We start from the raw sequence: 25120 nt of genomic DNA on the forward strand, positions 1-25120 counted from the left end.
ATTCTTATTAAGTTAAGGACTTTAAATATATTATTAATCGCTTTGTCGTAGTGTAATTTCCTAATAATTCATCATTGTTTTCTATCAAATTAATTCTATCTTTATTGTTAAACCAATAAGAATATGAATTAAAAACATCCCTTCCTGCATTTGAGTCAAGTTTATTATTACTTACAAGCAAATTGACTTTTTGTTCAAGAGACATAGCCATTAAATCTCGTTGTTTCTTAAAAAATGGCCACATACCAAGCAACTTATCAATATAACTTATTATTTCAGTGTAATTAAAATAAATTTCATTGAATATGAAATGTTTAGCAAGATTTAAATTGGACTGTATTTCGGCCATTTTATTTTCATCGAGTTTTTCAGGTATAATTTCAACCTGTTTCTTATCTAATATATCAGAAAATCCATCTTTTTTTTCTTTTTTATCAGATAATGTTTCCGGCATCTCCAAACTTTCGGAGTAAGTTTTAGCTGAAATTCCAATATCTCCAAATTTCAGTTCCGTTATTTTATTTAAAAAAACACTGATATTTTTTCTAAAAATAATAACGGTGCCGATAGTTATTAATGGCCACGAAAGAATTGCTCTTATATATTCCAGAATTAGAAGAGATAGATTCATAAAATCCTCTTTTTTTGCATTTTAAAATTAATTTTATTTTAAATTCAAAACCCACTTCGGCAACCATAAAGCCTTTGGCTTTATAAACGTCTGTCTTCGTATATCGCTTCTAACTTTATCCCGTTAAGCACATAAACGAATACCGTCCCGACGTAAGCTCCCGTCTTTGCTATTATCCTGTATCCGTAATAATTAGCGGTCGCTTTGCCGTATTGCCTTGCTTCTTGGATAGTATTATTTATAACAGGTTTAATTCCTTTTGGCAAATTATCCCTCCCCGCCATATTGGTATTTTTAACCTCTGCAATATTTCCGTTGCATATCTTATAATTTTCTATTGCCCAGTATGCCGGTTTCGGAAAGCCCTGCGTGCGTCTTATTATGCTTATCAGCTTGCAACCTGACATAGTCGTCGTTATAGGTATGGCGTTATAGGTATAAGCTCCACTGGTATAAGTATAAGGACTGTCGGAATTATACACCCGCATTGCGAGTTTATTAAAGTTAGAGTCGGACTGGTTGTAAGGGATATTAAAAATCCCTAAAGCAAAAACCTTATTTGCAGAAAACAAAATAAATGCAAATATAAATATTTTTATTATAATTTTATTCATCAAACTCTTTTCATTTGAGCTATTATTTGATTAGCAAGGCTTCTTTTGTCTATTAAATAGTTATCCCACTTATTAGACTCTTTTTTTCTTTCGTCCGGCAACAAATCCGAGAGATTTTCCGCCGTCAAGTTTATTGGCTAATTTAATAAAATCCGGAGCAGGAACAAACCAGATATAATCCCATAAGTCGCCTTCTTCAGTATCGAAAAAGCAAAAAATAACCGCCATTGAATAATTATCCGAAATAGAAGAAGTTTTAACGTTAGCCGTAAAAATCTTATCGGGATTATCGCCGAAACGGCTTTTAATTTGAATATACATCGTCTTTAAACTGCCTTTTTCTTTGACTATTAAATCTATACCTTCATCGTCGGAAATAGGTTTATAGCATGACAATGTAGTATCTCCATAGAGCATTATAAGTTCCGCAATTCTGGCTTCGGCTATATCGCCTTTTTGTTTTGTCGAAACGTCTTTTGAAATTTTATAGATATTTTCGGACTTCTTTGTCTCTTTAATGCTTAAATCTTTAAGTTTTTCATTTAACCAGAAAACTGAAGGAGCGGTTTTAATAAAGCGGGATTTTTCTTTCTTAGAATTTACGTCGACGATAAGTTGCGCGTTCATTGTAGCTTCTGGCGTTTTACCTGCAGTTTTAAGCCAACCCTTCTTAAGGGCTATTTGTGTAATTTCATTGCTATGCAAAGGTTTGCCGGCTTCTTTCAATATTTGAAACGCAATGTCTTTAAATGAACTCATAATTTAGAATTTTTAATATAAATCACGACAATGTTTATTCAGCGAATATTATTTTGTGTTTTATTTTTAAATAATCACATTCATCAAGTAAATCTTCATAATTCAATATGTGCATTATTTTTTTACGTAACGGTTCATAATTACTTTTCACTTCATTTTTTAATAATAAAATTTTTTTCACTTCATTACTTTCTTTATAAAAATTACCTATGTTTTTTATATTTTCATATTCTCTGATATTGTATGCCATCTTAAAATAATTTTGGTAAACATATTCTATATCTGGATAACCTAAAGATATAATAATAATCAACCTTATATAATCGTATTTTGTATCATTTGATAAAATCGTATTTTTAGCTTTATCCTTTTGCTCGATTCTTAATACAAGTTGTTTAAATTCTTCATAATTTTTTATTTTTATAAATAGTTCTTTAAGACTTTCTTTATATTGCATACAATTTGATATAATTAATTCTAAAAAATTATGAAATTCATGGACTATGCCTTTAGTTATTTTATGATACTCAAGATCATTATATAATTTATTATTAACAATAGCATTGTAATTAATGCCGCCGTAAACAAGTTTCTCATCCCAAAAATGTGTCGGATAATCCAATTCATTTTGAAGCCAGACGTCGTTAAATTTAGATTCTTCCGATATTTCAAACATACAGTAATTATTATAATAATCATTAATTAACCCTAACATGGGCTTAAGACAATTTTCTTTAATATCCGCTAAATGTGCTATGTTCAACTGATTTAATATTTCTTTTTTCTTTTTATCATCTTTAATTTGAGTTATAAACAATGAAATAAAGGTTGCCGTTGCTAAGATAATCGTTCCAAATGCGGCAAAACCGCTAAATAAAATATCAACATAATTTGAATTTCCTAGATTATGCAATACAGATATAAGATTATAAGCAAGAATACATGATACAATCCCTATAGGAATCACACCAAATATTAAGATTAATATTGTAACAAGCCATTTATTCATTTTCAAAACTTACTTAACATATTTTTCTATTACTTTTTGAATATTCATGATATTTTTTTAATATTCTTAAAAAATTCCGTCAAACTATTTATCTTATTCTCCGGCTCCGGCAAACTAAAATCCCCATAACCTCTATTGAGCCAATAAGCGTTGCACTCAGGACAGTTTAATTCTATATGGTGAATTGCCAAATTATAATCGTCTATGAAATATCTTATTCCAAGCTCGGAAATAATTCTATGTTTTTCTTTCGTGTCGGCATGATATACGGGAATGTCTTTACCGAATACTGTAGATACGTTTAATTTTCTTAAATGCAAAGCTTCTTTCGGGCTTGCCGTTATAAAGCATTTGATATCCTTAATATGATGCTTTAAGTTTATAACCTCGTCAAAAACTTCCATATCGGAAAAGTCAATTCTTGCATTGATTAAGGATACCTGCTCCGCCGTAATCTCGTATCTTTCGGCCATATTGTAAATTTCAGGACGCTTTATTGAAATATTTAGACCAAGTTCTGCGGCTTTCTTCCGGAAAGTTTTCTCGTAGTCGAATATAACGCCGTCTAAGTCTAATGCGGTTTTGGGGTGATTGACACCGTGGAACTCACCTGTTTTAGCCAATGGTAGATGCGACTAATGCCCATATCCACGCCTATAAATATCGTACAACTCTATATACACATATAATGAGCTTAACAAAAGCCCGATTATTCCGTATATAAAAAATCCGTTGCTATTCAACAGAGAATTAAGCGCTGTCACTGCATATGAATGTTTACCCGGATAATATACAGGCTCAGGTGGTGGTGCAGACCAAACAAAAACTAAATAAAGAAAGGCAAATATCGTCCCTTCAATGACTATAGTCCAAATGCCCGCCATTATTGCCGAATATTTTGGACTATGTTCTTTCCCGTTTGATAATCCTAATTTATCTCTTAAAATCTCTGTTTCAATATTCTTTTCCCACTGAGGCATCTGCTCCCATCGTTCTTTCTCCTTTTGTATCTCAATATCTCGAAGTTGTTTATTTACTGATTCAAGTTCAAGTTTAGCCTTTGCTTTTTTGAGTTTATAAGATTCAAACATTTTTAGCCTCCTATATAAATATTTTACTATATTTTTATAGCGAAGTTCTCCGGAAAAAGAACTTCCAATATCGACCTGTCAACGCTTTTCCTGAAATATATCGACCTTATGAAAATTTTAACCTTGTCTCTTCCGAATTTTTCTAACAAATTGCTTAAGGCGTTTCGGAGTTCATCTACATCGTCTTTTCCGTATTTTTCTTTTCTACCCTTCAATTCTTCAAAATCTTCGTATATAGCCTGCGCTATCAAATCTTCTTGAATTTCTATTTCTTCGGCTTCCCGCTTCGACAATTCTCTTTTTTCTTCTATTCTGTCCGCACTGCGTTCGTATTTAAGAATAGTTTCTCTAAACGGCGCCGGCTTTACGATTTTTTCTATAATATTTTCGCTCGTAAGTCCTTCTTCTTTTAATCTATCGTAAACCGCCTGCCTTAAACACGTAAAATCGTAGTCGTCGAGATTTAAGCCCGCTATATCTAAATTAACGATACTACTTATATCGTTGTCGATTTTAAATTTAAGCGATTCGTTTAAGTTTTCTACCTCGTCTATTCTCGATAAACCCGCGTAGCCCGGATAGTCGTTTATAAAATCGGCAACGGTTTCGTAATCGTCTATATTGTATCCGTTTTCTATAACTTCCGTAAGTTCCCTGAAAGCTCCGTTTAAATTAGAAAAATAAGTCTTATATCTTATGCTGTTATAGAATTTGTCCGCAATGAAAACGAAAATTTTGTTATATAAAAGCCCGTTTTCCGATAGCTGGGATTTAATAGAAGATGTTATTTTATCGATTAAGGAATTTTTATCCATGAAATTTAAGGTTTTATTTTGTCCGGTAACCGGACAAAATGATTAATTATATGTTATCTATTTCCTTATTTATTTCTTTAATGCCGCTTTCCAAAACGAATTTATCATCGCGATTATATCCTGTCAATTCATCTTTTTTGTCTTTATCCGTGTCAGTTAAAAAATTTAATATTAATTCCGTATCATTTTTTATGCTCATAATGCATATTATTTTTTGTGCTTCTAATCTCAACCTGAAACTTCTTTCAAAACCTATACCTAATCCGATTAAAATCGAAATTATATATATAACAACAGATAAATAATGCGGTTGGGGCAATTTATAAAAAATATAATACAATTTTAAGAAAAGCGTTATTATTGCTCCAATAATAAAAAAAACAAGTGCAGACACAATTATAGTGAAAGTTGCGAGGTTATATAATCTTTCTACTTCTTTTTGTAATATTTTCGGATTATATTTGGGATTCATATACCAGATAAAAATTATTTAAAATTTATAATGGTGTGGAGGGGAGGAATCGAACCTCCGAACGTTCGTCTCGAATTTTCAAGTAGCCATAAAATTGATGATAATTCCAAAATTGCAAATTTATCTCCCCAGGAGAACCTCCACACGAACGCTAATCTGCAACTCTGAATGAATGAAATAAATTTTAAAACAATTAACATAATTACCACCTCCGTTAGTTTTGCTGAAACTATATTAATAATAATCTTGACACTGCTAATGGAAATGGCTACTTGAATTTTCAAGCTTTATACATAATATAAATATATAATTTTTATTGTTTTTTTATATTTTTATAAGAAACTATTTTTATTCTATCAAATTTCTATCTCTTCCTTCAATAAATAAAACATTCTAATCTTTTGATATTTTTTACATAGAATCCCCGCCCTTACGGACGGGGTAGCCCTGCTTTTTCTCTAAACAGGGCTATTATCAAAAGGGATGTCATCCTCATCGCCAGTGCTTGGCTGCGGCGCTTGATATTTTTGTCCGCTTTGCGTTTGCGTCCTCTGTGCTGTTCCTGACATTTGTCTTTGTGTTTGCGCCTGAGGCGGTTTTTCATCATAATAATCGTCTTGTCCGCCCTGCGAATCTTCTTTTCTGCCTATCAAAACAATATTGTTTGCTATTATTTCAGAGATGTATTTCTTATTGCCCTCGGCGTCGTCGTAAGAGCGGTTATTAATCCTGCCTTCTACGAAAATTTGCTTACCTTTATTAAGATAATTCGACATAGTACTTGCCAGCTTATCAAAAACTACAATGTTGTGCCAAATCGCTTTTTCCGTTTTATTGCCGGATTTATCGTTAAAATATTCCGTTGTAGCTAAACTGAATTTTAAAATTGCTAAACCTTCCGGCGTATACCTTAGCTCCGGATCTTTTCCAAGATTGCCTATCAATAGAACTTTGTTTAAGCTTCCCATGATTTCTCCTTTTAAGTTATTTTAATTATCTTCTTTAATGTCCTCTATAGCTCACAGCCTGTTTATAATCGACTTTTCTTCGTAAACGTCTATGCCGGGATATTCCAGATTCTCCTTTAATCCCCTGGCTTTTTCGAGTATGAATTTCTCGTTGGGTATTAGCGCTTCGACCGGAACATCTCCCACAGCCACGGCTTTTATCAGCTCCATTATATCCGTAACCTTTACTCTGGTATTCTTTTGGACGCCGTCGGTAACTTCCGGATGAAGAAGCACGAAATCAAGCATCCTGCCTTTAAGCTCCTGAATGCCGTCCTCGTACGGTTTTATTGCGGCGTCCCTCATTTTGACGAGATTTTTATGTTTTGCGGCGGCTTCTTTTACCGCCGGCTCGTGCGACGCCTCTATTTCCTTTTCTATTTTGCCTAGCTCGTATAAATCGAGCCTTGCTTTGTCGTAATCCCGTTTGGTTTCGATTTCGTAGGCGACGTCGATTTCTATAGCTTCTGCTGCGGGCATTGATTCTTCGCATTTTAAAGATACTACCGTTCCCATTTTAAGCCTCCTTTGTTATTTTTTATTTTATATTTTAAAATTACGCCGCTTTTTGAAAACTGTTTTTATTTCCGGCAGCTGCCTCAGCTCTTTCAAACAAAACCGGAAATTTTTCCCCAAACTGAAGCTTAAGTTCCCTAAAAAAGAACGCGGCCTTTTCGTCGGGAACGGCGTCCGGTTCGTAAAATATCGCCTCAACCGTCAGGTAAACGTCGAACGAACCGTCGGCGTTTAAAAATTCTATTTCTTTTTTGAGTTTTTTAATGCCCCTGTTAATCAGATACAGACATAATTTTTCTATGATATCCCAGTCCATTTTTTTACCTCTTTTTTACGGTTCAAATCCTTATGTTTACTGGCGTCCCGATAGAAAGTGTCCCGATTACGGACAAAAACCTTAACGACGCCTTATTTTACTTGCTTTAAAGACTGTTTTTGCCTCTAAAATATTTCATAATTATTTTTCTTATATTTATATAGCGAAGTTAAAATTCCGTCTGCTTAAAAACATTTTTTTTAAGCGATGACGGTTTAGTTCGGATACAGTTTCTCTTTGCGGTATTTTTTATAGCATTTAATACATAAAACCTTAATTGTCTTATTTTCGTCTTTGACGATATATTTTCCGTGCCCTTTTAAACCGTCGCCGCAGCTTTGGCAGTAGCTAAGGCTGTTTCCTATCCTGCGTATGCTTATATCCACTTATGAGCTCCTCGATTGATTTGATTTTGTTTTTATATATTTTTTTCAGTTCTATATTTGCCCCTGCCGTAAATCCCGTTCCTGTTCGAAGTTCTTCCTCTATCCTTTTAACGCCGGCTCTCATTTTCCTCAGGACGTCCAATATTTCCTCTCCCGTGCGTCCGGCAAAACCTCTTAAGGATTCAGGGAGCTCGTTTGATTCGAATTTTTTTTTATGAGCATGAAATTATAATCGCCCGTTTCCTTATAAACCCTGTCTTCAGCGCGGTTGAGTTCTTCTATTATAGACCTGCTTCTTTCGAGCCTGACTTTAGATACCGTAAGAAGCGGCGCGGTTCTTTCCGGTTCTTCCGCGCTTCTGGCGACGGCGATGCTTTTAAGGTCGTCGTACAGCCTTTCGCTTATTTTCCATTTAAACATGCATTCTTTTTTAGGCATTCCGTTTACCAGCTCGCTAATTATTCTCTCTCTATTCTTAATTACCGACCTCATGTGCCGTCCCGCGCTGGACCCGCCTTTTCCAGTTCCGGTTTCCGCCGAAAAACTTTTTAATCCGGCATGGTCTTTCATTGCCTTTTCGATTTTTTCTATACTCCCGTCCCCGAATATTTCGGGAACCGCGGCGCACGGCGTTATCCGTCCTTCGTCGTTTCCCGAACTTTTGCCGTAAACGCGGAACTTATGGCGCTTAAGCGTCGTCCTTGAAATTCTCCATTTATTTATAATTTCCTTATCCGGCATTCCAGACTTAATGTCGGCCATGATTTTATCGCGGTTCAGCCTGACCGGCCGCCTGTTAGACTCCGTTACCGCTTCTCCTTTTGCGATTTTCGCTTCCCTTACGTATCTGTACCATGACCGCTTCGAAATACTTCCTATTTCGCTTTCGGCTTCTTCCCTGCTTTTTCCGGCATTTACGGCCGCTATAATTTTTTCCTTCCGCTCCGTCTGCTCGCGCATTCTTTTTTTAAAGCCTTGGCCGCCGCTATTTCTTACATAAGGCATATTCAGGGCACCGGCGTATTTTTTCGCCCAGTAATATATGGTTTTATATTTTATTCCGTATTTACCGGCTATCTCTATTACGTCTTTTTCCGACCTGTCTGCAAGGGACAAAAATTCTTTCGCTATGCTTTTTCTTTCTTCCTCCGTAAAAATCCTCTTAACTAAGTCGCTTCCGTTTGCGCCGGCATGGCCGGATGGTCCCGCTTCGGAAGAATTGTTTGCGGGAATGCCTTTATTCCCGCTTTCTGCTTCCCTTCTCCTGCGGTTATAAGTCGCTATGCCTATGCCGTATTTTTCGATAACCTTTTCTTTAGGCATTCCGGCCAGGATATCGTTTTTTATATTTTCCCTGTTGCGCTTTACTTCCGATTTATGGCCGTCTATCCGTTCCTTTTTTGCGTTATGTTTTTCTTTTTCGTCCGCTACGGTCTTGTTCCGGTATCCGCAGGCCTTTGCCCTGTATCTGATAAAAGTATTGTAGGAAGCCCCGTACTTTTTCATGAAATCCTGCCTCGGCATCCCGGTCATTATGTCGGACAGCATGCCGTCCCGTAAATTTTTAAATTTCGAAGGCATTTTCTTGCCCGGCGAAGACGTTTTTATACCGATGTCTTCTTTGACCGCTGCCGCATCGGCGGAAACTAAATTTATTACGCCTCTCAGTTCCGCGCCGTCTAAGGAAAAATCGCCCTTAATGCCGAAATCCGTGCCGTTAACGGTAATTTTAAACGTTTCCGGAAAACGGCCTAAAAATTCTTTTAATTCCCGATTTTGCATTTTTTTCGCTCCTTTCGAAAAAATTAACGATAAAATGTTCCGCCAGTTCGTTCCTTTTGTCCATGTCCGCGGCCGTCGGCCTGGCGATTATAAACTTAACGTCCGTATTAAGATAGTTAAACCTGTTTTTTACTTCTATAAAAGCGTTCCTGAACTGGACGACGTGGCTCGCGTAATTTTTAACGTCTATAGTCGCGCCCCGCAGGGGGTCGTCGAGCGCCTTTTTTATTAAAGGCGTAATGCCTCTGGTTATGTCCAAGTCGAAATATATTATTAAATCGTAGGGCGTTATATTGCCGGAATCATACAGCCTTGCAATTCTTCTGATTTCCTTTTCGAAAAGCTCCTCGTCCTGCATGTATAAAAACGTCAGGTTGTCCATAATACCCCTGTCGTGGATTCCGCACGAGTACCGTCCTATCAGCGGTATGGATTCTAAATCGGTCTGCAGTTCGCAGATTTTCTTCCTGAAGGCCTTAAGCGGCGTCCTGTATTCCGGAAAATCAGACCATACCTTGCGGGAGAATTCCGGATAGCCCGTCACGAAGGACTTATCTTTCATCTTATTGATAAAATGGGATTTTCCGGAACAAGCCGGACCAGATATACATATTTTCACGATTAAACCTCTATAAATTTTTTGAATTTAAGCTTCCTTATATTGCGTGAAGGGTCAGTCACGCGCCTGCCGGCGCCGCATAATTAACAAAAATCCGCGATAAAACCGCCCCTGTAAAGCTGATTATAAGTTTCCAACGCACTCATAAACCCTGCGGCGTCTTCTTCCCGATTCTTGTACTCCGTAAATTTGTATTTTTCGGTATTCTTTATCTCAAGGCTGAACCTGCGGATATCGTTATTGCCTATAAGCATGGAATATCCGGCCAGCTGCAGCGGCCACCATTCCTGGTACGCTCCCGTTTTTATGTCTATAATGACGAGCTCCCCCCGGAATAACGCTATAATGTCCATCGTGCCGGCAAAATCCAGTTCGGAATAGTAGCTGGTTTCCACTTCGGCCGGCTCTATCTTCGTATCTTCGAGAAATTTCCTGAAAGCTTTCGTGTATCCGTTTTCCTCGTCCGGTTCTTCCCTTTTTGCTATCTGCTCGCACAGCTCGTGTATGCGCGTTCCCTTTTCGGCGGAACCCGGCTTGAAAAAGCGGTCATCTATAATGCCGCTCTTTTTAAGGATTTCCGTGACCGACGGGACGAGCCGCCCCTCCCAATAATACAGATGGTTTTCTTTGTCGAATATGAGCTCATGCATTTTTTTTGACCCTCGCGATATTTTTTTTCTTCTCCCTCATAATCCTGTCCAGGTCGTCCTCTTTAAGCTTTGTTATGACGTGCATGGAGTCTTTCCAGATGCCGGTAATTTCTTTTTCGGTTCCTGCAGCGTTGAATTTGGCGATTATTTCTTCGATTTCGTCTTTGCGTCCCGAATCGTCCGCTTCTTTTCCGTTATCGCTAAACAGTCCGGCTGGAGCCTGTCCGCACTTTTCGGATTCCGTATCCGGCGGAGCGTCGAAGAGTTTATCTTTTACCTTGTTTTTGATTACTTCCATATCGGCTATTTCTCTTTCCGAAAATTTAGATTTAAGCTCTTTATAAAAGTAAGTCCAGTTTTCCTTAAGTTCATCCAGTGTTTTAGACTCTTCAAGCATAGACTTGACGGTTTCGAAATTTTTCTTTGCAAGTTCCGGATTAACTGCCGTCGGTTCATTCTGTCCCGCCGCCGCGTCTTTTTTTAAATCCCCGTCTTTCGAACAGCCGTCGTCCGTGACAGTGGCAGATTCGGGGAGTCCGTTCTGCGGACGTATAGGCGTTACTTTCGAACCTGCGGATTCCTGACCTGCCGGTTCGGCATATGCGGGAATAACGTCTCCCATATCTATTCCTGCTTCGCGGCATTCGTCTTCGACCGACGCTTTCATCATCTGCGGAGACAACGGAACCCATTTGCCGAGACGCCGCACCGCGGTCTTCTTAATCATCTCCTCTTCGGAAGTGGTCCATGGCGAATATTCGCGTTTATCGCTCTTCAAGGATTCGCTCTTCTTTTTTATCTTTTCTATTTCCTCCTTCCATAAATACTCGAATCTCTTTACGCCGTTAGTAAGCCTTGCTACCGCATATGCCCCGACTATATCCCCTCTTTCGGAAGGAGACTTGGGCTTATGGTCGATATCGGGATCTAAACCGTATTTAATGTCGCAATGTTCGTTGCTGTAAACTATCTGTGCGAAAATATCGGCGACCTTGCCCGACCTGTTCGCAAGTTCTATAAGCCCTCTGTATCCGGGCTGAAATTCGACGTAGAGCTTTCCGTTTTTTCTCTTCGGCACGAGATAAGCATAGCCGTAGACAGGATTTAAATCGAGTCCTAATTGTACCGACTCGACAATTGCGTTCACGAAACTGTCCCTGTCGCACTGCGCGAGTATCGGGTTCCTCCTTATGTGCGTCATAGCGACCATAAACAGCTTGTCCGGAGCCAGCATGTCGTTTAGGATTTTAGCTATCTCGCCCTTTCTTTTGTCGTACAAATCTTTAATTAAATCGAGATTGGTTTTGGCCGGTATATTTTCCGGCTCATTTTTCGCGGCGTTTTCCATCGTTTTTTCTCCTTGTTTATTTGTTTTCGCGGAAACGGCGGGGGGTGCCGTCCCGCGAAAGTCTGTTATTTTTTTTAACACTTTTAAGAAATTATGTCAATACACGTTCAACCTGCAAAGATTTTGAGCAAGGTCGAAATACGCCTGCATCAGCGCCTCGTCCACGTCCTCGTCTGCGTCTTTATCACCGCAATACGGTATGCTTTCGAGAAAATCGATTCTTTCGTTAATTTTGCTTAAATCCATAATTTCACCTCCAAATACATAGCAAATTTATATTTATTTAAAATAAAAGCGGTTGAACGGGTTCCTGTTTAATCCGTTTTTCATTTTTTTTGTACGCTCTTCTGCTGGATATATAAACCTTATCGTTGCCTTCTAAACAATTACCGAAAAGTCCGGCGTCGTCGTATTCTTCGCCTGCCTCCAGTTTGAAAAAGTCGGAATCGGGAATAAAGTCTATCAGCTCGCTTGACTCCTCTTCGGACAAATTTTTTCTCATATTGGCCGATATTTCGCAAACCCCGTTGTTTTTAAATTCCCTTAGAGCGTTTACGGCATTAACCGTTAAATCTGAAGCCCTTTTGTTTTCCTTATTTAAAGCTTCCAAGAGGTTAAGGAATTTTTCTTTGATTTCTCTTAAAACTTTCCTTTCGAAATTTCCGGAAAATAAATCTCCGGACCGTAAAAGGCTTTCGCCGACTTTAGTTTCGATATATTCTCTTATAGCCTTATCGCTAAAATAAATAAAATCGCTTTGAAAACTATCGTCGAAAAGGTAGCTTTCTATTAACTCTTTAATACTTTCAAATTTCTGATTGGTAATCGTCATAACTGCCTCCGAATTTTTTATTTTTCGGTATTTATAGGCTTGCGGCGCATTTTTCGGCATTTACAAGCACGAAAAACGGCTTACCGAAAATATCGTAAAACTCCCTCGTCTCGAAAGCTTTTGCTTCGCCGTTTTCGTATGCAAAATATACCTCATCGTCCTCGATGTTTTCAACCGCCCTGCCTAATAAAATAAAATTCCCGTTTTCGGCTTTTTGATATACTTGGTATCTCATTTTGTTCACCCCCTTTATATCTATAGCGAAGTTGTTTTTTTTAATAAATCGGCGCAGGGACTTAAACGGACGGCATCCACCCGGACAGTGAAAATATACATTGATTCTGTATATCTATAACTACGAAACATTTAAGTTTTTCGGCATGTTCGTTATCAAAAACATTCAGGCACAATGAATGTTCGTTAATTTCTGCAATTTCAAATTCCCGCGAAAGATAATTCTCCTGCAGTATTCTTTCGATTTCTTTGTTCGTCATGATAATCCCCCTTTTTCTAAAAACTTATCTCTTGCCTCTTTTAAAATTTCTTTCCAGCTTGTTAATTTTGTTTGATATATCCCTATATATTCAAATCCGCAGCTGTTATATATCCTCATGCGTCCGAAAAAATCATAAGATATTAATATATCGCTCTTGTCTTTTCCAACGCCTATGCTGTTATCGTTTTTGTATATATAAACGTTTATTTTCATAATTTCACCTTTGTTTTATATAAATTAAGCTCTTTCAATATGCCGACGAAAAAATAAAGCGGGGATGCATCCCGTGAGATGCCCCCGCCGGAACTTTAATTAAGGCTTATATTGCACCCCCCGTTTAAGTTGGGAGTTATGTATATCGGCAACGCCTCGCCCGCGCTCTCGTAATAGCCTAATACTTCCCTGTTTCTTAAATAGATTTTTTGACCGTCTTTAATGATAAATAACCCAGTCTTATAGCCGCTCTTTTTAAAGGCGATAACGCACTCGGCGGTATCGTCGCACTCGATAACGGACACGTTCCCTTCCGACATTATTTTTTTCCCGCCGGACAAGACTGTAATATCGCCGTCCCCGGACTTATCGCTCTCCGACGAAAGAACTGCGAAATTCTTATCGTTGCCGGACGGCGATAAAGTTATTATCCTCCTGCCCACCGAAGATATCGACAGCGTTAATTTGGCGAGACCCTTTAAACTGTCCTCGCCGTCGTCGTCGACGTAAACTGCTTCTTTGCTTACGGGAATAGAAATATCGCTTTCCCCTTGTAGCTTTACGAAAAACTCCTCCGAACCGTTCGGAAGCAGTCTCTTTTGCAAATTCAATTCCGTGTTTGAAAAAATCATCTGCACTTTCCTTTGCCTTTAAAGGCGTTTAAAGTTAATTTGCTGTTTTATTAAGACGCTTAAAGTGCGTAACGGGCTCACGTCCTTGTCGGAATTGCTTATACGCCCGCCTGACCGCTTTTTCTTTAGGAATTCCGTAAAGGACGCGAGCTGTGGAGCAAACCTGAACCCGTCCTTATCCTGATTTTCCCGTCGTCCCGATTCGGAACGACCGCCGTATTCCATTATGCTTCGTTCTTCATACCGTCTTATTTATATAGCGAACTTGCGGACTTTTAAAAGCCGAGACCGAACCGCTTTATTAATTCCTCTTGATATTCTTTCCTGTTTAAATAATCCTCTTCTTCCATCGGATAGCCGTAGTATTCAAAAAATCCTTCCCGAAAATCCGCCGGATAATTTTCTATTCTTATATCGGGAATTTGGAAATTTATAAGTTTTAAACATCTGTTCAGAGTAAAATTCATGCTCGATAAACTCAAATATTCTTCGGAGGTATGTTCGTTATAGAACCCTGCGGAAAGGTTGACGTTAAATCTCGAAAAGTTTTCGGTAAGCATGGCGACGTCGGAATAAGTGCCTGTTTTTTCTTTATACCCCAACTTTTTAAAAATATAGTTTATCCCGTCGTTTGCATATCCGTAATTCACGAACTCTCTGAAGCCCCTCCTGTCGAGACCCACGAAAAGTTTATGGTTTATCTCTTTAAAATCTTCGCAAAAAGCGCATACGCCCTCTTTCGTGGTTTCTTCGTAATCCGTGAGCAATACCGACGCCCCCGCCTTTGCGAGGTTATACGCTATCCAGACGCCCGCCCTGTCGTCCGCCCCGAGTACGCCTTTTCTATTGTAAATCAAGTCTCCGTGCTTTCTTAAATCGAAAGAGCCGTCTTTTTTCACGGTATCGACGTGGGCGTTAAAAAGCACGTCCGTATATTTTCCTTTTAAGTAAAAATACACCCTTCTTCCGTAAATCCCGTTTTTGAAAGACCTGCCGAACTGATAAAAAATTTCTTTTTTAGACGCCGTAAGGAATTTTTTAATCATTATGCGACCCTCCTGTAACCCGCTAAAGCCTCTTTCATCGAACCGCAGCAGGCTATACGATAACTTATCGGCTCCCCTTTTTTTCCGCAAAGCGGACAGATATATAACTGATTTTCCAGCTCATCGAAGAAAGCCTCTTTTACGGTAGAAGTTTTAAAATTTTCCGCCGTTCCCGTAAATTCCCTGAGCGCTGTAAAAGGGTCGATATAAGTTCCGTGCATAGAACCTACGCCCCCGTATTCTTTAATTTTGTATTTTTCTATGCCTATTAATTTAGCTATTTCCTGCCTCATCGCCTCTTCGTCGAAATGCGAACCGTAATTCCTGAAAACCATAAAACCCTTTCTGCCGTCTTTACCGTAAAAATAAAGCCAAGCCCTGCTCGTCTTTTTTCCTTTGTTCTGCGAAAATAAAATTGCCGTTCCGGGCATTAATGCCCATTTCGGAACGCCGTGAGAATAACAACCCCCGTCGGCAAAACAGGATTTATAAGACGAAAAATCCGAAGGGCTTAATAAATCAGCCGGATTAGTGGATATAATAAATTCCGTCTTTCTGTCGTATGCGCCGGATGCGTATAACTCGAAATCCGCCGTAAACGGATATCCCGCCTCTTTCGCTTTTTTTACGATAAATCTCGTAAACTTTCCGCCGTCGGTAAGCCTGTTTGCTATTATTTCTTTGTCGGATATTTCCCGTCCCGTGAAATTCCTATAATATTTTTTAAGGTTTAAAATGTCCCATTTGTCCAAATCCGCGGGCAAACCTATCGTCGTCCTGTATCCGTTTTCTTCGCCTTGCTTTAAAAGATTTCTGGTTTTTTCCTTTGCAATGTTTAAACTTTTTACGAATAAACCGTTTAACATTTTGACCCCTTTTGTCGTGTCCGCACGGCGGACGGTTAACCTCTTATGCTTATTTAGCGAAGTTATACTCCCGCCTGCTTTCCGACCATATTTGCGAAATTCTGCAAATAAGAGACCTCTCCCCGATGTTTTTCCGCCCGGACTTTCTTTTTCGTTTCCCTCGTCAAAGCGACTTTTTTGTTTACCGTAAGCCCGCATACATACTGCCTTTTCCAAAAAGGCATTTTCTTTACTTTTTTATAATTTATTTCAAGCCCGTATCTGTTCAGTAATTTGATTATGAAAGACAAAGCCTTTTCCATGCCGTTATAGTCGTTTCCCGAAAAAGTTATATCGTCTGCGTATCTCGTATATGCTATATTAAACCCCGCTAATTTTTTGGCGGTTTTATAATCGAATTTTTTTAAATATAAATTTGCTATATAGGGGCTCGTCGGCGCTCCCTGAGGAAGCCTTTTGCCTTTTCCGTCTTTAAAATCGTAAAAACAAAGACCCCATTTGAGCTTAAAGCCTAAAGCCTTGACTTTCTCAAGAGTAACCGAAGGAAAAAAGTCTTTTATATCTACGGAATAAACCCATTTTTTATCCGTATGCGGCTTGGCGTTCGTAACTATGCTTTTGTTCGGCGTAAATCCGTGCGTATAAGGACTCGCCGGATAAGCCTTACAAAGATATTCCAGATAATCCCTCTGCCTCTTTTTAGTTATCGGGTCTGGAGCTTCGATATGCCTCGTTCCCCCGTTTTTTTTCGGAATTTCAAAAACCTTATACATCTAAAACCCCCTTTAAATGTAATTAGCTTTGATATATAGCGAAAATACTGCTTTTATTCCTGCGGAAATTTCGGAATTATCGAAGTTTTTAACTCGTCGGGATACTTAAAAAAGGTATGGATGTCGGGATTAAGCGGACGAAGAGCGTTAAGCCCGCTTATACGCTAATCGGCGAGTTCGCCGCTGAATACCGCCATCTATGACCGCAATTTGAAATATATAAATCTGGTTTTCTTATTCTCCCGAAACGGAAGAACCGTTGAGCACCGTTTATGTTTCTCTTTTTACTATCCCTTATATAATATTCTGCGTATTCGTTCAGCAGGGGCGGGATTAGCTTTTTTAAGCCTATCCCGCCCCTATAGACACTTAAGTAAGCGGGGCGGCAGAGGTGGTTCTTTAGTTCCGTAAAGCGTGAGCCCGCCTATAAAAACAAAGGCGAAAGGCTTTGTTTCTAACCTGTAGCCTTGCGGACTAAAGATAAACCGTTGCGCCGAAGCTTGTCCTGAAAAAGCCTAACCTGATTAACATGTTGCGCCGAACCAGCGCAACCGTTGCAAAAGTCAAGTTGTTTACCTTTTTACTGTCTATTTTGATATCTTAATAATTCGTATCCTCTTTACTGTTCCTTATATATAAATAGCGAAGTTGCGACTATAATTATGCTAAAATTCACCCGCCTGTAATATTTTTCCATATAGCTAAAATTTACCGATAATTCATTTCTTAATCAGGCTTTTTATAATTTTTCCACAAATGCAACTCCGCCGCTCCGAGCTTGCCCGCCTATAAACATAAAATTTAATCTATAATGCAATCGGGCAAGCAAGGCGGTCTATGCAGTTGCAAAATTAAAACGTGCTGGGGTGCAAATCCGAGCCTTTTTCTTTCTTTGGGGGTTTGGGGGGCTTTCTTTCTTATTTCTGCGGTGAGAAAACGAAAGAAAGCCCCCCCAAAAATAAAAGTTTTTGAAAAGGGGTCAGGGGAAAAACTTTTTTCAAAAAGTTTTGCCCCTGCTCTAATAAATAATTACAACGGGGCGGGCGGCCTTTGCTTTTTGCGCCCGCCCCTGCTTCTGTCGGAGCGTAGCGGAGACTCCAATGCTTTTAATAAGTAGTTATTCAAAGCTTGCTGGGCTCGGGACATAAGGGAGAAAACGGGCGCAAAATCACAATTAAAAGAAGCCCCCAGAGGACAGCCCCATACAAAAATATTTTGCGCCCGTTTTCGGAATAGGTTTGTCCCGAGCCGTCGTCGCCGTAAAAAAATTTCAAGGGGAATTCGACAGGTTGGTCACAGGACGGACGTTATGAGATAACTATCCAAGTTAAAAAACTATTCGCCGAAGCCTGTGAGCAAACCTGTCGAATTCCCCGTCAGGCGGTTTAGGAAAATTTGATAGGCGGGGGACGACGAAATATTTATCGAAGTTAAAAACGCCGTCATCTGATATTGCGCTCCTAAAGCCTCCGCCTCCCCGCCTGTCAAATTCTCCGTTAAAAACCGCCTGTGAAATTTTTGCCTAACAGACGGGCGCAAGGAGCGTGCGACGCAGCGCCCCACTATTAGTTTTTAAAGAAACGTCCGAAGAGAGCCGCAGGGCGAACGAGGGACGAAAAGAACGTCCGAAGAGAGCCGCAAGGCGAACGAGGAACGAAAAGAAAAAAGGTTTCTATAAATACGCGACGTTTCAATTCTTTGTACTGCTCATAAGGTGGATTCCGGGTGGGCTGGGGAATAGGTGGGGGGTGCAGGGGGGAGGGAAGGGGGAGGGGTTTTTTTCCGCAGGCGTTGCTGTTTAAAAACGTTATTACCAATAAACGCTTTTTTGAAAACGTGTCGGTCGAACTTGTAAAAGTCCGCCGAAGGAAAAAAAGGGCATCCCCTTCCCTCCCCCCTGCGAAAATAAAAAAATAAAATCAAAGAAAAAAATAAAATCAAAATAGTCAAAAAAATTCTGGAAAAGAACCAAAAAAATAAAATAAGCGACGCAGGCGAATACTGCGGAAAAAGAGAGGGTGAGGGGTGCAGGGGGGAGGGGTCTTCCCCTTCCCCCTGCGAAAAAATAAAAAAACCCGCACGGGGCTTTTTATCCTCAGTCGCAAGCTCCATATTGGTTTAAAATCTCGCTTACCTCGTCTTGCTCTTCAAAGTCGATGCAACCGGAAAAATATTCGGGTAGCCCCTCGCATTCTTTATTAAATTTGCATTTTTTGCAAACTTTAGCTTTCATTTATTCTCCTTTAAAATTAATAAAGAGAGAATCGGTTATCCGGTCTACTTAACTTGACCGTCGGTCAGGGGAGCGACCCGCTGACGCTGCCGCCCGATTCTCTCCTTTATTATATATAGCGAAGTTTAATCCCCGCAGGGTAGGAAAACGGCGGGGATTAAATATTTTTTTAAAATTAATTTAAAATATAATCTTCCCTGTCCAACATTTCAAAGACATTGATATTTTTCAACATCATCTCATCTGTCTTTGTAATCGTTAAACCCCCTTTTGTGTATATATCGAGTTCCAAGTCTTGCCCTTGCCCTCTCGATATTGTTAAAATTATCTGTTTATCTTTTTTTACTAGTTTTTCTAAAATGTCCATTTTAAAATCTCACCTTAGTTTAAAGTTAATTTTTTTTGAAATGGCTTTCCCAAGTAAATATTTTAATTTCTTGGATTCTTAAAAACTCCCTCACCGTTCTTTTTGTTTCAAGGCGTTTTTGCGCCTGCACATCCTCTTTTTTGCAGGCTTCTATTTCCTCGTTTTTCTTTATTAAAAAGGCTTTTAGTTTCGGGTTGTCAATTTCTTTCAATGCTTTTTTTATATAGCGGTTGCATTCGTTCCCGCTCGTCTTTGTAATTTTTTCTAATATGTCCATAATAAGCCCCCTGTTAAATAAAAAATAAAGCCGTTAATAAAATCATAAAGAACCCTATGCTTTCCGCCGTTTCTATTTTTTCTTTAGTTGCCGTTTTCATAATGCCCCCGCCTCTCAAAAGAGGGGCTTTTAAAGTTAAATAAAATGCTAAAATGCAAATTCCATTTGTAAAGTTCCGGCTGCTTGCTCCGGCTGTCTTTTGTTATATTTAGCTTTAATCTTTATCTCTTCTTCGGTTTCGTCGTCGTCTTCATCTTCAAATAATCCGCCGCTTTCTTCGTATGTCGTCCAAGATTTAGACGGTATTAAATCCATTAACTCCGTATATTTCCCGTCTTGATTTACAGGCTGGTTTAAAGATACTGTAGAAGCTCCCTTTAAATCTAAAAAGCTTATTATTGCCCTTTCAAGTTTTTTCTCAATTTTATTTTTTGCTAATGGATTATAAGCTTTCGCCGCTCGTGCTAAAGTAAGGAACAGGCGATATATTTCGCCCGTAAGATTTTTGTTAAAAATATTGAAGTCTTTTTCGTTTGAAAATTGCAGGTTCAAAAATTGCGGATAATTGACCGCTTTTTGTACTAATTTTTCAAGGATGTAAGATTTTATAGAAGTATCATATAAATAATCGTGGTTGATAACATCGTTATTAATTTCTTCGATTGCTATGTTTAAAAAACTTTCTAAATTCTCTTTTAAGATTTCCGCTTTCATTTTTTATTCTCCTTTCTTTATGGCGGGGTTGTTAGCCCCGCCGGTTAAATTAAAAAAACTTGTACCATTCATTTTCGTATCTTTTCCTGCACTCATACAAAAAACTTAATTCATCTTCTGGCAGTAAAAGATAGTTTACTTTTTCAACACAATCCATTAGATCAAAATATAAATAAAATCCTTTATATTTTTCTCTAATGTAATTAATTTCTTCGTAATTAATTTCTTCTTTCATTTTCTTCTCCTTTGCCTGCCTATGCAGGCATTAAAATTAAACTTAATTAAATTAAATGTGCTAACTGATAAAGGTTAAAAACTACCAAACTAAAATCTAAAGCTATTAAACTTATTCCGATTAACCTATCCATTTTCTCTACCTCCTCATTTTTTTTTTATTTTTAATAATTTTTTTTTTAACTTTTTTTTGCTTTTTTTTTATCGCCCTTTTACCGTCGGAGACATTTGCGGAGTAAAATTTACTTTTTGCTTTGCAAGGCGTGCCAAAATTTGAAGAGATTAGAAAACAAAATATTTTAAATTTTTCTCTGCGTCGTTAGAGATAAAGTAACGTCAATCTGTTGTTTGAATGCAAGATATAAGAGCGAACTGAAAAATTTAAAATATTTTTTTTCTACTCAAATAAAAAAATATTTTGGCACGACTTGCTTAAGCAAAAAGCGTAGCGAAGCGGAGTCCGCAGGATAAATTTTACGTAGCAAATCTGGGGCGATAAAAAAGCAAAAAAATCTAAAAAAAATAAAAGAAAAATTCCATACTACAAATTCTACAAGTGCTTCTGTTTGAGGAGGCTTCGTGCCGTTATTAAATTCGTACAACTATTTTTATCGAAAGAATTTAATAACGGCACGAAGCCGACGAAAACTCTTTTAAATCTTACAACATCGTTGTTCTTCCACTACATTTCCAATCCTTTAAAAAATTCGCTTTATTTACTCCGCCCACTCAGGCACGTTTTAAATGAAACGAAGTTTCGAAGAGAGTTCGCTTTTACTTTACTTAATAAGTAGTTATTCAAAGCTTGCTGGGCTCGGGACATAAGGGAGAAAACGGGCGCAAAATCACAATTAAAAGAAGCCCACAGAGGACAACCCCATACAAAAATATTTTGCGCCCGTTTTCGGAATAGGTTTGTCCCGAGCCGTCGTCGCCGTAAAAAAATTTCAAGGGGAATTCGACAGGTTGGTCACAGGACGGACGTTATGAGATAACTATCCAAGTTAAAAAACTATCCGCCGAAGCCTGTGAGCAAACCTGTCGAATTCCCCGTCAGGCGGTTTAGGAAAATTCGATAACAGTTTTATCGTTGTCGAATTTTCCGTTAAAAACCGCCTGTGAAATTTTTGCCTAACAGACGGGCGCAAGGAGCGTGCGACGCAGCGCCCCACTAAATTGATTTAAGGACGTTAATCTTAAAAGCCTGTCCAAAGAAAAAAGCTGGATTAACTTAAATTAAGTCCGAAAAATGCACTCAGATTAAGTTACCGATACTCTGCTATAGGGCACGATACGAAAAAAAACGGGCGCCCGTTGCGAAGCAATGGGCTAAAACTATAAAGATACTCTATAGCAGATAAGATAATATAAATACGTATAGCCGGATAAGCATGTAGTAAATGTACGAGTAGATAGATAATCCGGTAGTAGTAGTAAAGCACGTGCGAGGTTCAAGAAAGACAGGCGGGGTATTCCACTGCAAAACAATAAAGACGAAAAGGCTTTTCAAATAAAAAATGCTTAAACGAAGACGTCCGCCCCGCCGTCTTTCTTGTGTAAGAAAAATAAGCGGCGCAAGCCGTTACTGATTAAGAATAAATAAGGGGGCGATTAACTTATAAGTAGAATAAAAAAATAAAATCGGATTAACGAAAAAAAAATATGCAGACTAAGGTAAAAATAAAATAACAAAGTTAAGATATAAATGGTATTCCAAAAGAAGCGTAAGACAAACAAACAAATGTCATTTGTCGGGAGACGAAAGAAAGAAAAATATAAAACGTTCAACAACGATAAAGGCAGAAAAGAAAAAAATAAAAAAAATAGTTTCATACCTATGCATCACCGCTTGGATAAAAAAAATATCATAGCAAGACAAACCAAAAAGACACCCCCCCCCCTACAAAAGCGAAAGCAGGGGATAATAATCAAAACTATCCATACGGCACATAATAAACAAATAAATTATAACAGATAGGCACGGAATTTTTTGCAAAAGGAAACTCTTGACACGTAAGGCTTTAACGACAATTTTACCCTCACGAGCCAAAAAGAGGGGTTGCAAGAATATTTCACTGCAATTTTACATTTGACACAAGGATTAAAATGAGGATGTCAAAAAAAGAAAAATCAGGCAGAATAATTAAATCAAATAGTTATTGACGTATTCGTCCAAGTCTAAAACTTGGACTTTATTTTTTGTATCTGTAAATATCATCACGGTAGTAAATCTATCTTTTTTGAACTCATCAGCTGCGTTTATTTTTTCCCTGATATTCTCCGAAAAAGGAGTTAAATAAATTAATTTTTTAATTACATCTTTACTATTTTGTAGGGCATATAATTTCTTATTATACATATCTTGGGGCTTTCTGGATATCTGAATTTCATACCCGGTTTGCGATGACGCAACATAAACATCCGGAATAAGTTCGCATTTTAAATTTTTATCTTTGGTAAATTCGTTATGAACCAAATATTCAACGTCAAGTTGAGTTAAAATTGCGCAGATTTTTCTTACCGCAACGGCATGTTTTAACTGCGAACCTTCAAAATAATTTTCAATCGGAAGTATTCTTAAATGAGATAATCCATACATCTTTTTTATGCTCAAATCCAACGAGACTAAACATAAAGATTTATCGCCCGTTCGCTGATATCCTATTTGGACAAATCTATCTTTTTTTAACTTGCGAGCTCTTTCCATGAAAACTTTTTCGCTTGAATTAAAAAGTATAGAGCCTCCTATCGAATCTATAAATTTATGTCTCAACAAGAATTCAAAAAGCAGATTATCTCTGTCGGTAGAACGAGTTTTAATGATATTTTTCATAATTATTTTATTTTTATTTTTTTCGTATTATCAAGTATGTCGAGGTCTATATCATGACATTTAGATTGAGAGTAAAAACCGCCGTTAACTTCATCTCTATCTAATCCGAAAAATATTTTTTTTATCCATAAAAAACTTAAAAAAAATAATAAACAACAGGACACTATATAAAAATAAAAACCTAGCATCGCGCTGGTATGTACCTGTGGAGATATAAAAATATATCCGGTATAACCTTGCTCTAAAAACACAAATATATGACTAAAATAATCGCCGAAAACGGCAGTAAAATGCGAACCGTAAAACCAATACAAAAAAAGGTATGGCGTAACGATATTAAATGTGATTACTAACAAAATAACTATGGATTTTAAAACGTGCTCCCTATACATCGTTTAGCACCTTATTTATATCAATATGATTAAATGACATCAAAAATTTTTTTAAATTTCCTTCTATTTTTATCTTTGCAATAGCATTCCCTGTCCTAAGTTCCGATATGGCCGAAGGCTGAACAAGGTAATCTTTGTGTTCAGATGAAGAAACTATAGTTTCTCCTGCCGCGACGGTAAAAGCTTCCGATTTCATAGACTTAATTTCTTGACCGAAAAGCTGAGCTATTTTTTCGTTATATAATCCATCCTGAGCAAAAAATAATTTCAAATCGGTGTTGTCTAATATTATATTTAGTAAAGTTTCGTCTGTTCTTATGACATCGGCTAAAGACTGCGTAAGCAAAAGTGCTTGTATGCCAAAGCCTCTTATTTCTTTTATAAATTTAGAAAAATAGCTGTAGGCTAGGTCGCTGAACTCGTCAATGCAAAGCGTCATTTGAAAATCTCTCTGATGCGGTTTTTTAAGTCTGATACACTCTATTACGGTTCTTCCCAATGTATTTTCCGTTTCAATATTTCTAAACGAAAACCAGTTGTTTTCCTTTAAGTTAAGGTTATTTTTATTGACGTTAAGATTTTTTTTCAGCGCAAAAGGTTGTAACTGATTCATTAATGAAGATATATACGATGCATAGTCCGCATTGTTTATAACGCCTTGAAATATAAGGTCTTCTGCTTCCGACAGGTTGTCATGATAATTGTCGTATAACTTCTTTATATTTTCGCGGAAAAGACTTATGAAAATCTTCTCGAAGGTAACGTCTTCCATAAAATTCAGAACAAACGTAACAGCCGTTAGGGCAAAATTCTGATAAAAAGTTTCCTGCGTAGAAACTATCCTTGGATAAAAAGCGTTCCTAAAAAGTTCTACTATTTCATTCTTTTTTAGTCCATCAAGGATATTGAATTCGCTGTCAAAATCATAGATGTTAGCATCCGGATTTAATATTCTTGCGGCGCTTTTAGCAAGAGAATCGCCCTTGCCGTCTATGGTAGTCATAGACTTGGTTTGCTCCCAAAACGGCAGCAGAACGCTTTCGGTTTTTCCGGAGCCGGTAATTCCGAATGCAACCATATGCCCCTTTCTCGGAATGGATATCTCATAGCGTTTTTCGCTCATCATATCCTTGGCAAAAGCCCATGTTTTCTCCTCATTGCCCCCTTTTTTTATTATCCCTTCTCTAGCCATTATCC

Annotated in this window: 29 protein-coding genes and 1 pseudogene; all 30 read right to left on the minus strand. The window is 37.9% G+C overall.

Features of this window, described 5'->3' with window-relative positions:
* Window positions 1-7 precede the first annotated feature (7 nt).
* A complete protein-coding gene (locus EVJ48_02755; GenBank protein RZV39859.1) occupies window positions 8-631 on the minus strand; it encodes a hypothetical protein in 624 nt (207 codons plus the stop codon).
* Between the two features lie 80 nt (window positions 632-711).
* Window positions 712-1245, minus strand: coding sequence for a hypothetical protein (locus EVJ48_02760; protein RZV39860.1), 534 nt, complete (start codon window positions 1243-1245; stop codon window positions 712-714).
* Window positions 1245-2004, minus strand: a pseudogene (locus tag EVJ48_02765) (hypothetical protein). Before EVJ48_02765 ends, EVJ48_02760 begins: the two are co-directional and overlap by 1 nt.
* 34 nt (window positions 2005-2038) lie before the next feature.
* Entirely contained in the window at window positions 2039-3013 is a 975-nt protein-coding gene (locus EVJ48_02770; GenBank protein RZV39861.1) for a hypothetical protein, read from the minus strand.
* 44 nt (window positions 3014-3057) lie between these two features.
* Window positions 3058-3636: a hypothetical protein gene (locus EVJ48_02775; GenBank protein RZV39862.1), complete on the minus strand. Its 579-nt coding sequence runs from the start codon at window positions 3634-3636 to the stop codon at window positions 3058-3060.
* A gap of 12 nt (window positions 3637-3648) precedes the next feature.
* Window positions 3649-4104 (minus strand): hypothetical protein, encoded by a 456-nt coding sequence (locus EVJ48_02780; GenBank protein RZV39863.1) that lies wholly within the window; start codon window positions 4102-4104, stop codon window positions 3649-3651.
* A gap of 26 nt (window positions 4105-4130) precedes the next feature.
* Window positions 4131-4919 (minus strand): hypothetical protein, encoded by a 789-nt coding sequence (locus tag EVJ48_02785; GenBank protein ID RZV39864.1) that lies wholly within the window; start codon window positions 4917-4919, stop codon window positions 4131-4133.
* Window positions 4920-5849: 930 nt separating this feature from the next.
* The gene (gene ssb / locus EVJ48_02790; protein ID RZV39865.1) at window positions 5850-6359 is read right to left on the minus strand and encodes a single-stranded DNA-binding protein; all 510 of its coding nucleotides are present in this window, start codon (window positions 6357-6359) and stop codon (window positions 5850-5852) included.
* Window positions 6360-6410: 51 nt separating this feature from the next.
* On the minus strand, window positions 6411-6914 hold the full coding sequence (locus EVJ48_02795; protein RZV39866.1) for a hypothetical protein: 504 nt from the start codon (window positions 6912-6914) through the stop codon (window positions 6411-6413).
* Between the two features lie 40 nt (window positions 6915-6954).
* Window positions 6955-7230 (minus strand): hypothetical protein, encoded by a 276-nt coding sequence (locus tag EVJ48_02800; GenBank protein RZV39867.1) that lies wholly within the window; start codon window positions 7228-7230, stop codon window positions 6955-6957.
* 348 nt (window positions 7231-7578) lie between these two features.
* A complete protein-coding gene (locus EVJ48_02805; GenBank protein ID RZV39868.1) occupies window positions 7579-7758 on the minus strand; it encodes a hypothetical protein in 180 nt (59 codons plus the stop codon).
* Between the two features lie 32 nt (window positions 7759-7790).
* On the minus strand, window positions 7791-9398 hold the full coding sequence (locus EVJ48_02810) for a hypothetical protein (protein RZV39869.1): 1608 nt from the start codon (window positions 9396-9398) through the stop codon (window positions 7791-7793).
* A complete protein-coding gene (locus EVJ48_02815) occupies window positions 9346-10044 on the minus strand; it encodes a hypothetical protein (GenBank protein RZV39870.1) in 699 nt (232 codons plus the stop codon). Before EVJ48_02815 ends, EVJ48_02810 begins: the two co-directional genes overlap by 53 nt.
* Window positions 10045-10100: 56 nt before the next feature.
* The gene (locus EVJ48_02820) at window positions 10101-10667 is read right to left on the minus strand and encodes a hypothetical protein (protein ID RZV39871.1); all 567 of its coding nucleotides are present in this window, start codon (window positions 10665-10667) and stop codon (window positions 10101-10103) included.
* Window positions 10660-12015: a hypothetical protein gene (locus EVJ48_02825; protein RZV39872.1), complete on the minus strand. Its 1356-nt coding sequence runs from the start codon at window positions 12013-12015 to the stop codon at window positions 10660-10662. The genes EVJ48_02820 and EVJ48_02825 overlap by 8 nt, the downstream gene beginning before the upstream one ends.
* Before the next feature lie 283 nt (window positions 12016-12298).
* Complete coding sequence (locus tag EVJ48_02830; GenBank protein RZV39873.1) at window positions 12299-12847, minus strand: hypothetical protein; 549 nt, start codon at window positions 12845-12847, stop codon at window positions 12299-12301.
* Between the two features lie 31 nt (window positions 12848-12878).
* Window positions 12879-13082, minus strand: a complete 204-nt coding sequence (locus EVJ48_02835; protein RZV39874.1) for a hypothetical protein — start codon at window positions 13080-13082, stop codon at window positions 12879-12881.
* 61 nt (window positions 13083-13143) lie between these two features.
* Window positions 13144-13341 (minus strand): hypothetical protein, encoded by a 198-nt coding sequence (locus EVJ48_02840; protein RZV39875.1) that lies wholly within the window; start codon window positions 13339-13341, stop codon window positions 13144-13146.
* Entirely contained in the window at window positions 13338-13556 is a 219-nt protein-coding gene (locus EVJ48_02845; GenBank protein ID RZV39876.1) for a hypothetical protein, read from the minus strand. The genes EVJ48_02840 and EVJ48_02845 overlap by 4 nt, the downstream gene beginning before the upstream one ends.
* Before the next feature lie 95 nt (window positions 13557-13651).
* Entirely contained in the window at window positions 13652-14188 is a 537-nt protein-coding gene (locus EVJ48_02850) for a hypothetical protein (protein RZV39877.1), read from the minus strand.
* A 275-nt stretch (window positions 14189-14463) separates the two neighbouring features.
* Window positions 14464-15234, minus strand: coding sequence for a hypothetical protein (locus EVJ48_02855; GenBank protein ID RZV39878.1), 771 nt, complete (start codon window positions 15232-15234; stop codon window positions 14464-14466).
* Window positions 15234-16100 (minus strand): hypothetical protein, encoded by an 867-nt coding sequence (locus tag EVJ48_02860; GenBank protein ID RZV39879.1) that lies wholly within the window; start codon window positions 16098-16100, stop codon window positions 15234-15236. The genes EVJ48_02855 and EVJ48_02860 overlap by 1 nt, the downstream gene beginning before the upstream one ends.
* A 62-nt stretch (window positions 16101-16162) precedes the next feature.
* Window positions 16163-16873 carry an RNA-directed DNA polymerase gene (locus EVJ48_02865; protein ID RZV39880.1) on the minus strand — a complete coding sequence of 237 codons (711 nt, stop codon included), beginning with the start codon at window positions 16871-16873 and terminating at the stop codon, window positions 16163-16165.
* Window positions 16874-19281: 2408 nt separating this feature from the next.
* Window positions 19282-19473 carry a hypothetical protein gene (locus EVJ48_02870; protein RZV39881.1) on the minus strand — a complete coding sequence of 64 codons (192 nt, stop codon included), beginning with the start codon at window positions 19471-19473 and terminating at the stop codon, window positions 19282-19284.
* Window positions 19474-19498: 25 nt separating this feature from the next.
* On the minus strand, window positions 19499-19750 hold the full coding sequence (locus EVJ48_02875) for a hypothetical protein (GenBank protein RZV39882.1): 252 nt from the start codon (window positions 19748-19750) through the stop codon (window positions 19499-19501).
* A 147-nt stretch (window positions 19751-19897) separates the two neighbouring features.
* Window positions 19898-20464: a hypothetical protein gene (locus EVJ48_02880; protein RZV39883.1), complete on the minus strand. Its 567-nt coding sequence runs from the start codon at window positions 20462-20464 to the stop codon at window positions 19898-19900.
* Window positions 20465-20513: 49 nt separating this feature from the next.
* Window positions 20514-20699: a hypothetical protein gene (locus EVJ48_02885; protein RZV39884.1), complete on the minus strand. Its 186-nt coding sequence runs from the start codon at window positions 20697-20699 to the stop codon at window positions 20514-20516.
* A gap of 2142 nt (window positions 20700-22841) precedes the next feature.
* Entirely contained in the window at window positions 22842-23531 is a 690-nt protein-coding gene (locus tag EVJ48_02890; GenBank protein RZV39885.1) for a hypothetical protein, read from the minus strand.
* Between the two features lie 2 nt (window positions 23532-23533).
* Window positions 23534-23923 (minus strand): hypothetical protein, encoded by a 390-nt coding sequence (locus EVJ48_02895; protein ID RZV39886.1) that lies wholly within the window; start codon window positions 23921-23923, stop codon window positions 23534-23536.
* Complete coding sequence (locus EVJ48_02900; protein ID RZV39887.1) at window positions 23916-25115, minus strand: type IV secretory system conjugative DNA transfer family protein; 1200 nt, start codon at window positions 25113-25115, stop codon at window positions 23916-23918. The genes EVJ48_02895 and EVJ48_02900 overlap by 8 nt, the downstream gene beginning before the upstream one ends.
* Window positions 25116-25120: the final 5 nt, after the last annotated feature.

The sequence above is a fragment of the Candidatus Acidulodesulfobacterium acidiphilum genome (assembly GCA_008534395.1).
Classification (GTDB): Bacteria; SZUA-79; SZUA-79; order Acidulodesulfobacterales; family Acidulodesulfobacteraceae; genus Acidulodesulfobacterium_A; species Acidulodesulfobacterium_A acidiphilum.

What these genes read in the sequence shown, in the direction of transcription:
- EVJ48_02755 (RZV39859.1), bottom strand. Translation starts at nt 631, where the DNA reads ATGAATCTATCTCTTCTAATTCTGGAATATATAAGAGCAATTCTTTCG.
- EVJ48_02760 (RZV39860.1), bottom strand. Translation starts at nt 1,245, where the DNA reads ATGAATAAAATTATAATAAAAATATTTATATTTGCATTTATTTTGTTT.
- EVJ48_02770 (RZV39861.1), bottom strand. Translation starts at nt 3,013, where the DNA reads ATGAATAAATGGCTTGTTACAATATTAATCTTAATATTTGGTGTGATT.
- EVJ48_02780 (RZV39863.1), bottom strand. Translation starts at nt 4,104, where the DNA reads ATGTTTGAATCTTATAAACTCAAAAAAGCAAAGGCTAAACTTGAACTT.
- EVJ48_02785 (RZV39864.1), bottom strand. Translation starts at nt 4,919, where the DNA reads ATGGATAAAAATTCCTTAATCGATAAAATAACATCTTCTATTAAATCC.
- ssb (RZV39865.1), bottom strand. Translation starts at nt 6,359, where the DNA reads ATGGGAAGCTTAAACAAAGTTCTATTGATAGGCAATCTTGGAAAAGAT.
- EVJ48_02795 (RZV39866.1), bottom strand. Translation starts at nt 6,914, where the DNA reads ATGGGAACGGTAGTATCTTTAAAATGCGAAGAATCAATGCCCGCAGCA.
- EVJ48_02800 (RZV39867.1), bottom strand. Translation starts at nt 7,230, where the DNA reads ATGGACTGGGATATCATAGAAAAATTATGTCTGTATCTGATTAACAGG.
- EVJ48_02810 (RZV39869.1), bottom strand. Translation starts at nt 9,398, where the DNA reads ATGCAAAATCGGGAATTAAAAGAATTTTTAGGCCGTTTTCCGGAAACG.
- EVJ48_02820 (RZV39871.1), bottom strand. Translation starts at nt 10,667, where the DNA reads ATGCATGAGCTCATATTCGACAAAGAAAACCATCTGTATTATTGGGAG.
- EVJ48_02825 (RZV39872.1), bottom strand. Translation starts at nt 12,015, where the DNA reads ATGGAAAACGCCGCGAAAAATGAGCCGGAAAATATACCGGCCAAAACC.
- EVJ48_02830 (RZV39873.1), bottom strand. Translation starts at nt 12,847, where the DNA reads ATGACGATTACCAATCAGAAATTTGAAAGTATTAAAGAGTTAATAGAA.
- EVJ48_02835 (RZV39874.1), bottom strand. Translation starts at nt 13,082, where the DNA reads ATGAGATACCAAGTATATCAAAAAGCCGAAAACGGGAATTTTATTTTA.
- EVJ48_02840 (RZV39875.1), bottom strand. Translation starts at nt 13,341, where the DNA reads ATGACGAACAAAGAAATCGAAAGAATACTGCAGGAGAATTATCTTTCG.
- EVJ48_02845 (RZV39876.1), bottom strand. Translation starts at nt 13,556, where the DNA reads ATGAAAATAAACGTTTATATATACAAAAACGATAACAGCATAGGCGTT.
- EVJ48_02850 (RZV39877.1), bottom strand. Translation starts at nt 14,188, where the DNA reads ATGATTTTTTCAAACACGGAATTGAATTTGCAAAAGAGACTGCTTCCG.
- EVJ48_02855 (RZV39878.1), bottom strand. Translation starts at nt 15,234, where the DNA reads ATGATTAAAAAATTCCTTACGGCGTCTAAAAAAGAAATTTTTTATCAG.
- EVJ48_02860 (RZV39879.1), bottom strand. Translation starts at nt 16,100, where the DNA reads ATGTTAAACGGTTTATTCGTAAAAAGTTTAAACATTGCAAAGGAAAAA.
- EVJ48_02865 (RZV39880.1), bottom strand. Translation starts at nt 16,873, where the DNA reads ATGTATAAGGTTTTTGAAATTCCGAAAAAAAACGGGGGAACGAGGCAT.
- EVJ48_02870 (RZV39881.1), bottom strand. Translation starts at nt 19,473, where the DNA reads ATGGACATTTTAGAAAAACTAGTAAAAAAAGATAAACAGATAATTTTA.
- EVJ48_02875 (RZV39882.1), bottom strand. Translation starts at nt 19,750, where the DNA reads ATGGACATATTAGAAAAAATTACAAAGACGAGCGGGAACGAATGCAAC.
- EVJ48_02880 (RZV39883.1), bottom strand. Translation starts at nt 20,464, where the DNA reads ATGAAAGCGGAAATCTTAAAAGAGAATTTAGAAAGTTTTTTAAACATA.
- EVJ48_02885 (RZV39884.1), bottom strand. Translation starts at nt 20,699, where the DNA reads ATGAAAGAAGAAATTAATTACGAAGAAATTAATTACATTAGAGAAAAA.
- EVJ48_02890 (RZV39885.1), bottom strand. Translation starts at nt 23,531, where the DNA reads ATGAAAAATATCATTAAAACTCGTTCTACCGACAGAGATAATCTGCTT.
- EVJ48_02895 (RZV39886.1), bottom strand. Translation starts at nt 23,923, where the DNA reads ATGTATAGGGAGCACGTTTTAAAATCCATAGTTATTTTGTTAGTAATC.
- EVJ48_02900 (RZV39887.1), bottom strand. Translation starts at nt 25,115, where the DNA reads ATGGCTAGAGAAGGGATAATAAAAAAAGGGGGCAATGAGGAGAAAACA.